Below are 13,512 nucleotides of genomic sequence, written 5' to 3' on the forward strand. Positions count from 1 at the left end.
GCTGATCCCCTGCCACTCTTCCCTGGCCGACTCACAGCAACCCCACAGCTTCTGCACGCGTCGGGTGAGCCGGCTCCGCACCTGCACGTGGTTCCGCGCAACGCCCTGTTCTGCCCGGACGCCCCAACCCACCGTCCGGTCTCCCCTGGCCGCGCAACCCGCGGTCATGCAGAAGGAGTCAGTGTTGAGAAGCAATTCCTCTCGCGGACGCACCTCCCACACACCGCGGCGCACCACCTCGCACCGCCGCACCGCCACCGTCGCCCTCGCCGGCGTCGCCGCCCTGATCGCCGCCGCCGTCCAGGCGGGCGCGGCCACCGCCGCACCGGCGCAGCCGCAGGCCGGCAAGGCCGACCCGGCCCACGTGGCGCTCAAGCTCACCCCCTCGCAGCGCGCCGAGCTGATCCGCCACGCCGACGCCACGAAGGCGGCCACCGCCAGGTCGATCGGCCTCGGCGGCAAGGAGCAGCTGGTCGTCAAGGACGTCGTCAAGGACGCCGACGGCACACTCCACACCCGCTACGAGCGGACGTACGGCGGACTGCCGGTGCTCGGCGGTGACCTGGTCGTGGGTACGGACAGGTCGGGCAAGACCATGGACGTCGTCCGGGCCACCGGCGCCACGCTGAAGGTCGCCTCGCTCACCCCTGCCGTGTCGAGGGCCGCGGCCGAGAAGCAGGCCGTGCAGCGCGCCGAGGCCCTCGGCGGCACCGAGTCGGCGGCCGACTCCGTGCGCAAGGTGGTCTGGGCGGCGAGCGGCGAGCCCGTGCTGGCGTACGAGACGGTGGTCGGCGGCCTGCAGGACGACGGCACCCCGAACCAGCTGCACGTCATCACCGACGCCGCCACCGGCAAGAAGCTCCACGAGTTCCAGGGCGTCAAGAACGGCATCGGCAACACCCAGTACAGCGGGCAGGTCACACTGACCACGACCCAGTCGGGGTCGACGTACACGCTCAACGACGGGGCGCGCGGGAACCACAAGACGTACAACCTGAACCACGGCTCCTCGGGCACCGGCACCCTGTTCTCGCAGTCCTCCGACACCTGGGGCAACGGCACCAACTCCAACGCCGCCACCGCCGGCGCGGACGCCCACTACGGTGCCGCGGCCACCTGGGACTTCTACAAGAGCACCTTCGGCCGCAGCGGCATCAAGAACAACGGCGTCGGCGCCTACTCCCGCGTCCACTACGGCAACGCGTACGTGAACGCCTTCTGGGACGACAGCTGCTTCTGCATGACCTACGGCGACGGTTCCGGCAACGCCAAGCCGCTGACCGCGATCGACGTCGCGGGACACGAGATGAGCCACGGTGTCACCTCCAACACCGCGAACCTGAACTACAGCGGTGAGTCCGGCGGCCTGAACGAGGCGACCAGCGACATCATGGGCACCGGCGTGGAGTTCTACGCGGGCAACTCCTCCGACATCGGTGACTACCTCATCGGCGAGAAGATCGACATCAACGGCGACGGCACCCCGCTGCGCTACATGGACAAGCCCAGCAAGGACGGCGCGTCCAAGGACAACTGGTACTCGGGCATCGGCGGGGTGGACGTGCACTACTCGTCGGGCCCCGCGAACCACTTCTTCTACCTGCTCAGCGAGGGCAGCGGCGCCAAGGTCGTCAACGGCGTCAGCTACAACTCGCCGACCGCGGACGGCCTTCCGGTCACCGGCATCGGCCGGGACAAGGCGCTGCAGATCTGGTACCGGGCGCTGACCACCAAGTGGACGTCCACCACCAACTACGCGGGCGCCCGCACCGGCACCCTCGCGGCGGCCGGCGAGCTGTACGGCACCACCAGCGCCGAGTACAAGGCGGTGCAGGACGCCTGGGCGGCCGTGGCGGTCGGTTCGCGCTCCGGTGGCGGCGGGGGCGGCGGCACGTCGTACGAGAGCACCTCGCCGGTGTCCGTCCCGGACAACGGTGCGGCCGTCACCTCGAGCATCACCGTCTCCGGCAGGACCGGGAACGCGCCCGGCAACCTCCAGGTGAGCGTCGACATCTCGCACACCTGGCGGGGTGACCTGGTGATCGATCTCGTCGGTCCGTCGGGTACGTCGTACCGCCTGAAGAACTTCAGCTCCTCCGACTCGGCGGACAACGTGAACGAGACGTACACGGTCAACGCCTCCGCCGAATCGGCCAACGGCACCTGGAAATTGAAGGTGCAGGATCAGGCCACGTACGACACCGGGACGATCAACGGCTGGAAGCTGACGTTCCCGTAAACCGCACGCCACAGGCCCGGGAACACAAAGCCGTCCGAGGGTCGGGCACCCTCGGACGGCCCGCGTTCACACGCCTGCAATGTTTATCGGACAGTCGACTTTCGGCCAACATCACTTCAGGGTCCTGACATGTACGCGCCCCTGATGTCACTCTCTCTCCACCCGCCGCAGCAGCACAGCAACTTCGCAACGCCACACTCTCCGGCCAGCAACCCCACGCTGCCCGGACTCCCCCACGAGAAGGAGCTTCTGTGAGCCCCCTCTACGCGCGTCACAAGCGCACCACTCTGGCCATCGCCACCGCTGTCGCCGCCGGAGCCCTGCTCTCCACTGGTCTGGCCACCAGTGCCTCCGCCCAGACCCCGGCCGGGTCCGCCGCCGCCAAGCCACTCGCGGCCGCCCCGACCACGCTGTCCGCCGCTGCACGTACCACCCTGATCCAGAAGGCGCAGGCCCGCGCTGCCGAGACCGCGCAGCAGATAGGCCTCGGTGCCAAGGAGAAGCTGGTCGTCAAGGACGTCGTCAAGGACGTCGACGGCACCGTCCACACCCGCTACGAGCGCACCTACGCGGGCCTGCCGGTGCTCGGCGGCGACCTGATCGTCCACACGGCCAAGTCCGGCAAGGCCGCGGGCGTCACCAAGGCCGCCAAGTCGGCCATCAAGGTGGCCTCGCTCAAGCCGCAGATCACCGCCGCCAAGGCCGAGCAGCAGGCGGTCTCCACCGCCAAGACCCTCGGTTCCGCCAAGACCACCGCGGACGGCGCCAGAAAGGTGATCTGGGCCGGCTCCGGCAAGCCCGTCCTCGCCTACGAGACGGTCGTCGGCGGCCTCCAGGACGACGGCACCCCGAACCAGCTGCACGTCATCACCGACGCCGCCACCGGCAAGAAGCTCTTCGAGTACCAGGGCATCGAGAACGCGACCGGCACCGGCAAGAGCCTGTACTCCGGCACCGTCAGCCTCAACACCAACCTGTCGGGGTCGACGTACCAGCTGTACGACACCAGCCGGGGTGGTCACAAGACCTACAACCTGGCCCACAAGACGTCCGGCACCGGCACGCTGTTCACGGACGCCGACAACGTGTGGGGCACCGGTTCGGCGTCCAGCTCCAGCACCGACCAGACCGCGGCCGTCGACGCCGCCTACGGCGCGCAGGAGACGTGGGACTTCTACAAGAGCACCTTCGGCCGCAGCGGCATCAAGAACAACGGTGTCGGCGCCTACTCCCGCGTCCACTACGGCAACTCGTACGTGAACGCCTTCTGGGACGACAGCTGCTTCTGCATGACGTACGGAGACGGATCCGGGAACACCCACCCGCTGACGTCGCTGGACGTGGCCGGCCACGAGATGAGCCACGGCGTCACCTCCAACACCGCCGGCCTGAACTACTCGGGCGAGTCCGGCGGCCTGAACGAGGCCACCTCGGACATCTTCGGCACGGGCGTGGAGTTCTACGCGGGCAACTCCTCCGACATCGGTGACTACCTCATCGGCGAGGAGATCGACATCAACGGCGACGGCAGTCCGCTGCGCTACATGGACAAGCCCAGCAAGGACGGCGGCTCCGCCGACTACTGGTCCTCGTCCGTCGGCAGCAAGGACGTGCACTACTCGTCCGGTGTCGCGAACCACTTCTTCTACCTGCTGTCCGAGGGCAGCGGCGCGAAGACCATCAACGGCGTGTCCTACAACTCGCCGACGTACAACGGCTCCACGGTCACCGGCATCGGCCGCGCCAAGGCGCTGCAGATCTGGTACAAGGCGCTGACGACGTACATGACGTCGACGACCAACTACAAGGCCGCCCGCACGGCGACCCTGAACGCGGCGTCCGCGCTGTACGGCTCCACCAGCGCCGAGTACACGGCGGTGGCCGCGGCCTGGTCGGCGGTCAACGTCAGCTAGCCCTCGGCGGCTCGTACGTGGGCGGTACCCGGGAAGAAGGCGTTCCGGGTACCGCCCTACCCTTGTGACCCATGTCCTCGGCGCCCTTCACCTACGAGCCGGTCGGTGCGACCCGCGACGACCTGACGTACTGCCCGCCCGGCTTCCACCCCATGCTCGTCCGCACCCGCCTCGGCGAGGGCCACGAGGTCTTCCACCGGGCCGCCGAGGCGGTCCTCACCTGGGAGATGCACCGCGCGATGGGCGTGGGCATCGACGCCGGCGCCGACCGCGCGGCCCCCGGCGTCGACGTCACGGTCACCCTGGCCGGCCTCGTCAAGGCCCCCTGCCGCATCGTCTGGACGGTCGAGGAACCCCGCCGGGCCGGCTGGGCCTACGGCACGCTGGAAGGCCACCCCGAGTGCGGCGAGGAGGCCTTCGTGGTCGACCGCACCGGTGACGGCACGGTGTGGCTCACCGTCGCGGCCTTCAGCAAGGCGGCCAAGTGGTACTCCCGCGCGGGCGGCGCGGCGACCCGGGGCCTACAACACGCGTACGCCCGCCGCTGCGGGGTGGTCCTGCGGAAACTGTGCGCGGACCTGACGGAAGCCTGACCCGACTGCGAGCGTGCCGGCAACGAAATCCGGTCGACCTGGCCGCTGAATCCCCGCCCTGGTCAGGTCCACGTTCAGCGCGGCGATCTCCCGGGGTTCCGGGAAGGGCACGTGCAACACCCGCTGTAACGCCCGCGTCAGCAGCGCCGGATCCTCCTGGAAGATCCGGTGCAGCGCCTCGTGCGACGAGCCGACCATCAGCTCTCCTTTCGTACGACGTGATCAACAAGCTAGGCCGCCGCGAGTTCGCACCACACGAACTTGCCCCGGTCCCCGAACCGTGCCGACGGCTGCCAGCCCCAGTAGTCCGCGCAGGCCCTCACCAGCCCCAGACCCCGCCCGTCCTCCAGGTCGCCGACCTGCTCCAGCGGCCGGGGCGGAGGGGGCGGCTCGGGGTCCGTGTCCCACGCCCCGATCCACACCACCCCCTGCGGGGTTCGGCGAACCCTCAGTGCGGCCGGCCCCTTCGTGTGCCGTACGGCATTGGAGACCAGCTCCGTCGCCAGCAGCTCCGCCGTGTCCACCAGGCCGATCAGGCCGTGCAGGGTGAGGATCAGGCGCAGGGTGCGGCGGCAGACGGTGACGGCTCTGAGGTCGTTGGGGATGTAGAGGGTGTAGTCCCAGAAATCGCTTTCGGGCATGCGTCATCAACTCCGGTGGTCAGCAAGAGATTTGGCGCGCGGTGGCACTGTCGCAGCCGTCACGGCAGGACGGAGCGGTGCACTTCCGGTGCGCGTTCATTGCGTCACTGACAGTAGACCTTTATTTGCAGACCGAGCAATCAGATCGCGTAATCTGCCCCCTGAACGAGTCACCCACGTAGGCGCGTTGGACCGAGGAGCAGTTGATGGGCTTGAGGCGCGAACCGACCGCACGCCAGATGCGCCTGGGTACCGAACTGCGCCGACTTCGCGACGCGGCAGGCCTCAAGGCCCGCGCAGCAGCAGAGTTGCTCGGCGTGAGTTCCGTCCAGATCAGTCAGATCGAGTCCGGGCTGTCGGGCGTGAGCGAGGCGAGGCTGCGCAGCCTCGCAGCTCACTACATGTGCACCGACGAGGAGTTGATCTCAGCCTTGGTGGCCATGGCGACGGACCGGACGCACGGCTGGTGGGAGGAGTACCGATGGCTACTGCCGAAGCCGTTCCTCGACCTCGCCGAACTCGAACATCACGCCGCCGTCCTGCGAGAGGTCCAGTTCCTCTTCGTCCCGGGCCCCCTTCAGACGGAGGACTACGCGCGTGCCGTCTTCTCCTACAGGGTGCCGGACCTCCCGGCTGACGAGCTTGAGTTGCGCGTTCGTCACCGGATGCAACGCAAGGCGGCCGTCGCAGGTACGCCCTACGAGGCGATCATCCACGAAGCCGCGCTGCGCATCATGGTGAGCGACCGCACCTCCTCGCGGGCCCAGCTCGCGCACATCCTGGAACGCGCCGAAGCAGGGCACGTCACCGTACGCGTCATCCCCTTCCGTCTGGAGGGGTTCGCCGGCGCGGCGAGCGCCATGACATATGCGGGAGGCGCTGTACCGAAGTTGGACACGGTCGTACGTGATGGTCCTCATGGTGCGGCTTTCATCGACTCAGAAGCCCAGCTCGGAGCCTTTCGAACGCTCTTCCATAAAGTGGAGGCCGTGTCGCTCGATCCCGAGCGCTCGCGCAACTTCATCCACAGGCTGGCGAAAGAGCTGTGAGGCACTCCATGGATACCTTCGACAACTGGCGGAAGTCGTCCTACTCCGGGCCCGGCGACGGAGACTCCTGCGTAGAGATCGCCACCCGCCCCACCCACATAGCCGTCCGCGACTCCAAGGACCCGGCCGTCGGCATCCTCACCTTCCCGGCCGGATCCTTCGCGTCCTTCATCGAAGCTCTGAAGAAGACTCCCTCCACGGGGTCGCACGTGCTGTGAGCCGAAGGTGCCGGCTCACCTCAGCAGCACCCCCGCCCCGTCCACCACCTCCTCCGACGGCACCGCCACCAGGCCCAGTTCCGCGCCCGAGGCGAGGAGGCGGTGGGTGGGGAGGATGCGGACGGTGTAGCCGTACGGGCCGGTGCGGTCCAGGGAGAGCGGGCCCTCGTACACGAGGCGGCCCTCCAGGTCGGGGGCGGCGGCCGGCTTCAGCGGGACGATCGTGGCGTCCGTGATGCGGTCCTCCGCGTCCACCCGCCCGGACACCGCCTGCACCTCCACATCGTCGACACCCAGCTCGCCGAGCCCCACCCGGACCCGCAGCGCCACGGTCGTGCCCAGTTCCGCGGTGGCCGTCGTCGCGGTCGTCTCCACATGGTCGACGGTCACCCCGTGCCAGGCGCCCCGCACCCGGGCCTTCCACTCGGCCAGGTCCCGGGCGGTGTCCGGGGTCAGCGCGCGGTGGGCCTGGGCGGCCGGCGCGTAGAGCCGTTCGACGTACTCCCGGACCATGCGTCCGGCCAGCACCTTCGGCCCGAGCAGGGTGAGGGTCTGCCGGACCATCTGGATCCACCGGTCGGGCAGTCCGCCCCGCCCGCGCTCGTAGAAGCGCGGGGTCACCCGCTGCTCCAGCAGGTCGTACAGGGCCGCCGCCTCGATGTCGTCCCGGCGGTCGGGGTCGGTGCCCGCGCCGTCCGCGGTGGGGACGGCCCAGCCGAAGTCGGGCCGGAACCACTCGTCCCACCAGCCGTCCAGCACCGAGAGGTTGAGGCAGCCGTTGAGGGCCGCCTTCATGCCGGAGGTGCCGCACGCCTCCAGCGGGCGCAGGGGGTTGTTCAGCCAGACGTCGCAGCCCGGGTAGAGCTTCTGCGCCATCCCCATGCCGTAGTCCGGCAGGAAGACGATCCGGTGCCGTACCCGCGGATCGTCCGCGAAGCGCACCAGCTCCTGGACGAGGCGCTTGCCTGAGTCGTCCGCCGGATGCGCCTTCCCCGCGACGACGATCTGCAGCGGCCTCTCCGGATGCAGCAGCAGCTCCATGAGCCGGTCCCGGTCCCGCAGCATCAGCGTCAGCCGCTTGTACGACGGCACCCGCCGGGCGAACCCGATCGTCAGGACGTCCGGATCGAGGACCCCGTCGATCCACCCCAACTCGGCGTCACCGGCGCCGCGTTGCCGCCACGAGGCGCGCAGCCGCTCCCGCACCTCCAGCACCAGCTGCTCGCGCAGGGTGCGGCGCAGCTCCCAGATCTCCTGGTCCGGGATGTCCGCGACCGAGTCCCAGCGGTCGGTGCCGCCGACGGTCAGCGCGTCCTCGGCCCGCTGGGCACCGAGCTGCCGGGCGCCGAGCCGCAGCACCTCCGGCGCCACCCAGGTCGGCGCGTGCACCCCGTTGGTCACGGAGGTGATCGGCACCTCCTCGGCGTCGAATCCCGGCCACAGTCCGGCGAACATCTCCCGGCTGACCCGTCCGTGCAGCAGCGACACCCCGTTGGCGCGCTGGGCCAGCCTGAGCCCCATCACGGCCATGTTGAACAGGTTCGGCTCGCCGCCCGGGTACGTCTCCATGCCCAGCGCCAGGATGCGCTGCACGTCGATGCCCGGGAGTTCGGCGTCGGCCCCGAAGTGCCGGGCGACCAGCTCCCGGTCGAAGCGGTCGATGCCGGCCGGGACCGGGGTGTGCGTGGTGAACACCGTCCCGCCCCGCACGGCCTCCAGCGCCGAATCGAAGTCCAGTCCGTCCGCGCACAGTTCGGCGATCCGCTCGAGCCCGAGGAAGCCCGCGTGGCCCTCGTTGGTGTGGAACACCTCCGGTTCCGGGTGCCCGGTGAGCCGGCAGTACGTCCGCACCGCCCGGACACCCCCTATGCCGAGCAGCATCTCCTGCAGCAGCCGGTGCTCGCTGCCGCCGCCGTAGAGCCGGTCGGTGACCCCGCGTTCACCGAGGTCGTTCTCCTCCACGTCCGAGTCGAGCATCAGCAGCGGCACCCGGCCCACCTGCGCCAGCCAGATGCGGGCGTGCAGCGCCTTGCCGCCGGGCAGGGCGAGGGAGACCCGCGCCGGGGAACCGTCGGTGTCCTTCAGCTGGGTGACCGGCAGCTCGTTGGGGTCGAGCACCGGGTAGTGCTCCTGCTGCCAGCCGTCGCGGGACAGGCTCTGCCGGAAGTACCCGTGCCGGTACAGCAGCCCCACTCCGATGAGCGGCACGCCCAGATCACTGGCCGCCTTCAGATGGTCGCCGGCGAGGATGCCGAGGCCGCCGGAGTACTGGGGCAGCGCGGCCGTGATGCCGAACTCCGGGGAGAAGTAGGCGACGGCGGCGGGCAGGCCCTCGGCCTGTGCCTGGTACCAGCGGTCGCCGGTCAGATAGTCGTCGAGGTCGTCGGCGACCGCGGTCAGCCGGCGCCGGAACCGGCGGTCTCCGGCCAGCTCGGCGAGCCGCGCCGGGCGCACGGTGCCCAGCAGCCGCACCGGGTCGCCCGCGGCGGCGGCCCAGGCCTCGGGATCGACGGACTGGAACAGGTCGCGGGTTTCCGCATGCCAGGACCAGCGCAGATTCCGCGCCAGGTCGCTCAGCGGCCGGAGGGGGGCGGGGAGAACGGGACGGACGGTGAACCGACGGATCGCCTTCACATGCCACCTCGACGCGTTGCGGGGTGAGACGCACGGCGCTGTACGTCTCGTCGTCACCTTCGACGGTAGTGGTTACCCGGGCGTCGGTGGGGACCTCCCGGGTGGGGGTGTCGGGGCGTCAAGGCCGAGTCCCCGGGCACTCGGAGAAAGAGGCCGGTCTTGTGTGTGGACGTACGCGTGAGTAGTTAACAAAGTGCCGGATTGCCCACCCGAGCGGGGTGGGAAGGCTCCTCCGGTACACACTCCACAGGCGTAGCCCAGCACCTCCGCAGGACCCACCTCCCCATAGCCATCCGCCCACACCCACGTTGACGCGGACAGGAGCGGTCATGCCCGCCACGCACCACTCGTCAGCACCTCCGACCGACAGCAAGGCCAAGGCAACGGCACAGCAGACCAAGGGCAGGAAAACCGGGAAGCCCGCCGCCGGCGTTCCCGGCCCGCCCGCCTCCGGGGAACGGTCGTCCCCGGGCACGTCCACCGCGCTCGGCCGCATCCCCGTCCTCGACGTACGTCCCGTGGTCCAGCACGGGCGCAGGCCCGCCAAAGCGGTGACCGGTGAGTCGTTCGAGGTGTCCGCCACCGTGTTCCGGGAGGGGCATGACGCCGTCGCGGCGAACGTGGTACTGCGGGACCCGGCGGGCCGCCCCGGCCCCTGGACGCCGATGCGGGAACTCGCCCCGGGCACCGACCGCTGGGGCGCCACCGTCACCGCGGGTGAACCCGGCCGCTGGACCTACACGGTTCAGGCCTGGTCCGACCCGCTCGCCACCTGGCGGCACCACGCCCGGATCAAGATACCGGCGGGCATCGACACCGGCCTGGTCCTCACGGAGGGCGCGCTGCTGCACGAGCGTGCGGCCGCCGGGGTCCCGGAGGGGCAGCGGTCGGTCGTGCTGGACGCGGCGGCGGCCCTGCGCGACGAGGACCGGCCCGTCGCCTGGCGCCTCGCGGCGGCCCTGGCCCCGGAGGTGGAAGCGGTCCTCGCCCGGTATCCGCTGCGGGAACTGGTCACCGAGTCCGACCCGATGCCGCTGCTGGTCGAGCGGGAACGCGCCCTGTACGGCTCCTGGTACGAGTTCTTCCCCCGCTCGGAGGGCACTGCGGAGCACCCGCACGGCACCTTCCGCACCGCGGCGCGCCGGCTGAAGCCGATCGCGGACATGGGCTTCGACGTCGTCTACCTGCCCCCGATCCACCCGATCGGCACCACGTTCCGGAAGGGCCGCAACAACACCCTCACCGCCGGGCCGGAGGACGTCGGCGTGCCCTGGGCGATCGGGTCGCCGGAGGGCGGTCATGACGCCGTCCACCCGGATCTCGGCACGATCGAGGACTTCGACCACTTCGTCTCCCGCGCCCGTGAACTGGGCCTGGAGATCGCGCTCGACTTCGCGTTGCAGTGCTCCCCCGACCACCCGTGGGTGGACAAGCATCCCGAGTGGTTCCACCACCGCCCCGACGGCACGATCGCCTACGCCGAGAACCCGCCGAAGAAGTACCAGGACATCTACCCCATCGCCTTCGACGCGGACATGGACGGCCTGGTCGACGAGACCGTACGCGTCCTGCGGCACTGGATGGACCACGGGGTGCGGATCTTCCGCGTCGACAACCCGCACACCAAGCCGGTCGTCTTCTGGGAACGGGTCATCGGCGAGATCAACGCGTCCGACCCCGATGTGGTCTTCCTGGCCGAGGCGTTCACCCGCCCGGCGATGATGCACACCCTCGCGCAGATCGGCTTCCAGCAGTCGTACACGTACTTCACCTGGCGCAACACCAAGGAAGAGCTGACGGAGTACCTGACGGAGCTGTCGGGTGAGGCGGCGGCCTACATGCGGCCGAACTTCTTCGCCAACACCCCCGACATCCTGCACGCCTACCTGCAGCAGGGGGGCCGGCCGGCCTTCGAGGTACGGGCCGTGCTCGCCGCGACCCTCTCCCCCGCCTGGGGCATCTACAGCGGCTACGAGCTGTGCGAGAACACCCCGCTCAAGGAGGGCGGCGAGGAGTACCTGGACTCGGAGAAGTACCAGCTCAAGCCACGGGACTGGGCGGCCGCGGAACGCGAGGGGCGGACCATCGCGCCGCTCATCACCCGGCTCAACGACATCAGGCGGCGCAGCCCGGCTCTACGGCAGCTGCGCGATATCCACTTCCACCACGCCGACCAGGAGGCGGTGATCGCCTACTCGAAGCGGAGCGGATCGAACGCGGTTCTCGTCGTCGCCAACCTCGACCCCCACCACACCCAGGAGGCCACGGTCTCGTTGGACATGCCGCAACTCGGCCTGGACTGGCACGAGTCCGTGCCGGTGCGCGACGAGCTCACCGGCGAGACCTACTACTGGGGCAGGGCCAACTATGTGCGCCTCGAACCGGGTCATAGGCCCGCGCATGTCTTCACCGTCCTGCGACCGTCCAACCCGCAGATCGGAGGGTCACCCACACTATGATCGTCAATGAGCCCGTTCAGGACACCTTCGAGGACACTCCCGCCAAGGACCGGGATCCGGAGTGGTTCAAGCGCGCCGTCTTCTACGAGGTCCTCGTCCGCTCCTTCCAGGACAGCAACGGCGACGGCGTCGGCGACCTGAAGGGCCTGACCGCCAAGCTCGACTATCTGCAATGGCTCGGCGTGGACTGCCTGTGGCTGCCGCCGTTCTTCAAATCCCCGTTGCGGGACGGCGGTTACGACGTCTCCGACTACACCGCCGTACTGCCCGAGTTCGGTGACCTCGCCGACTTCGTGGAGTTCGTGGACGCCGCCCACCAGCGCGGCATGCGCGTGATCATCGACTTCGTCATGAACCACACCAGCGACCAGCACCCGTGGTTCCAGGAGTCGAGGCGCGACCCGGACGGTCCGTACGGGGACTACTACGTCTGGGCCGACGACGACAAGCAGTTCCAGGACGCTCGCATCATCTTCGTCGACACCGAGGCCTCCAACTGGACGTACGACCCGGTACGCAAGCAGTACTACTGGCATCGCTTCTTCTCGCACCAGCCGGATCTGAACTACGAGAACCCGGCCGTGCAGGAGGAGATGATCTCCGCGCTGAAGTTCTGGCTGGATCTCGGTATCGACGGGTTCCGGCTGGACGCGGTGCCGTACCTGTACCAGGAGGAGGGCACCAACTGCGAGAACCTGCCGGCCACCCACGAGTTCCTCAGGCGGGTCCGCAAGGAGATCGACGCCCAGTACCCCGACAAGGTGCTGCTGGCGGAGGCCAACCAGTGGCCCGAGGACGTCGTCGACTACTTCGGCGACTACGCCTCCGGCGGCGACGAGTGCCACATGGCCTTCCACTTCCCCGTCATGCCACGGATCTTCATGGCCGTACGGCGTGAATCGCGCTACCCCGTCTCCGAGATCCTCGCCAAGACGCCGGCCATCCCCTCCGGCTGCCAGTGGGGCATCTTCCTGCGCAACCACGACGAGCTGACCCTCGAGATGGTCACCGACGAGGAACGCGACTACATGTGGGCCGAGTACGCCAAGGACCCACGGATGCGCGCCAACATCGGCATCCGCCGCCGCCTCGCGCCCCTGCTCGACAACGACCGCAACCAGATCGAGCTGTTCACCGCCCTGCTGCTCTCCCTGCCCGGCTCGCCGATCCTCTACTACGGCGACGAGATCGGCATGGGCGACAACATCTGGCTCGGCGACCGCGACGCCGTCCGCACCCCGATGCAGTGGACCCCCGACCGCAACGCGGGCTTCTCGTCCTGTGACCCGGGACGCCTCTTCCTCCCCACGATCATGGACCCGGTCTACGGCTACCAGGTCACCAACGTGGAAGCCTCCATGTCCTCCCCGTCCAGCCTGCTGCACTGGACGCGCCGCATGATCGAGATCCGCAAGCAGAATCCCGCTTTCGGACTGGGGTCCTACACCGAACTCCCGTCGTCGAACCCGGCGGTGATCGCCTTCCTGCGCGAGTACGAGGACGACCTCGTGCTGTGCGTCCACAACTTCTCCCGCTTCGCGCAGCCCACGGAGCTGGACCTGAGCCGGTTCGGCGGGCGGCACCCCGTCGAGCTGTTCGGCGGGGTCCGCTTCCCGGCGATCGGCGAACTGCCGTACCTGCTCACCCTCGCGGGCCACGGCTTCTACTGGTTCCGGCTGCGCCGGGACGCCGCGTAGTCCGGCCGGGTGGGGCGGTGGGGCGTTTCCACCGCCCCACCCGGGGCACGCATCAGTAACACCCCGACG

General features: G+C 69.4%; 9 protein-coding genes. 7 read left to right on the top strand and 2 right to left on the bottom strand.

Annotated elements, in window-relative coordinates; genetic code table 11:
* Positions 1-184: 184 nt before the first annotated feature.
* The 3 genes from ACGFRF_RS08015 to ACGFRF_RS08025 all read left to right on the top strand — a co-directional run bounded on the left by ACGFRF_RS08015 (position 185) and on the right by ACGFRF_RS08025 (position 4,745).
* Complete coding sequence (locus tag ACGFRF_RS08015; RefSeq protein ID WP_393737775.1) at positions 185-2,239, top strand: M4 family metallopeptidase; 2,055 nt, start codon at positions 185-187, stop codon at positions 2,237-2,239.
* A 251-nt stretch (positions 2,240-2,490) separates the two neighbouring features.
* Entirely contained in the window at positions 2,491-4,152 is a 1,662-nt protein-coding gene (locus tag ACGFRF_RS08020) for a M4 family metallopeptidase (RefSeq protein WP_393737776.1), read from the top strand.
* A gap of 71 nt (positions 4,153-4,223) precedes the next feature.
* Positions 4,224-4,745, top strand: a complete 522-nt coding sequence (locus tag ACGFRF_RS08025; protein ID WP_393737777.1) for a DUF1990 domain-containing protein — start codon at positions 4,224-4,226, stop codon at positions 4,743-4,745.
* A gap of 230 nt (positions 4,746-4,975) precedes the next feature.
* Here the strand turns inward: ACGFRF_RS08025 and ACGFRF_RS08030 are convergent, their stop codons facing one another.
* A complete protein-coding gene (locus ACGFRF_RS08030; protein WP_393737778.1) occupies positions 4,976-5,386 on the bottom strand; it encodes an ATP-binding protein in 411 nt (136 codons plus the stop codon).
* Positions 5,387-5,592: 206 nt separating this feature from the next.
* On the opposite strand from ACGFRF_RS08030, the gene ACGFRF_RS08035 reads away from it, so the two are divergent.
* The gene (locus tag ACGFRF_RS08035; RefSeq protein WP_393737779.1) at positions 5,593-6,435 is read left to right on the top strand and encodes a Scr1 family TA system antitoxin-like transcriptional regulator; all 843 of its coding nucleotides are present in this window, start codon (positions 5,593-5,595) and stop codon (positions 6,433-6,435) included.
* An 8-nt stretch (positions 6,436-6,443) separates the two neighbouring features.
* Positions 6,444-6,653, top strand: coding sequence for a DUF397 domain-containing protein (locus ACGFRF_RS08040; protein ID WP_393737780.1), 210 nt, complete (start codon positions 6,444-6,446; stop codon positions 6,651-6,653).
* 15 nt (positions 6,654-6,668) lie between these two features.
* Here ACGFRF_RS08040 and ACGFRF_RS08045 read toward each other — a convergent pair whose 3' ends face one another.
* Positions 6,669-9,287 (bottom strand): glycosyltransferase family 1 protein, encoded by a 2,619-nt coding sequence (locus tag ACGFRF_RS08045; protein ID WP_393737781.1) that lies wholly within the window; start codon positions 9,285-9,287, stop codon positions 6,669-6,671.
* A gap of 329 nt (positions 9,288-9,616) precedes the next feature.
* Here ACGFRF_RS08045 and ACGFRF_RS08050 point away from each other — a divergent pair, with 329 nt between their 5' ends.
* Both ACGFRF_RS08050 and treS read left to right on the top strand, forming a co-directional pair.
* Positions 9,617-11,746, top strand: coding sequence for a maltotransferase domain-containing protein (locus ACGFRF_RS08050; protein WP_393737782.1), 2,130 nt, complete (start codon positions 9,617-9,619; stop codon positions 11,744-11,746).
* Positions 11,743-13,443 (top strand): maltose alpha-D-glucosyltransferase, encoded by a 1,701-nt coding sequence (gene treS / locus ACGFRF_RS08055; protein ID WP_393737783.1) that lies wholly within the window; start codon positions 11,743-11,745, stop codon positions 13,441-13,443. Before ACGFRF_RS08050 ends, treS begins: the two co-directional genes overlap by 4 nt.
* The last annotated feature ends 69 nt before the right edge of the window (positions 13,444-13,512 follow it).

This window comes from Streptomyces sp. NPDC048521, assembly GCF_043199855.1.
GTDB lineage: Bacteria > Actinomycetota > Actinomycetes > Streptomycetales > Streptomycetaceae > Streptomyces.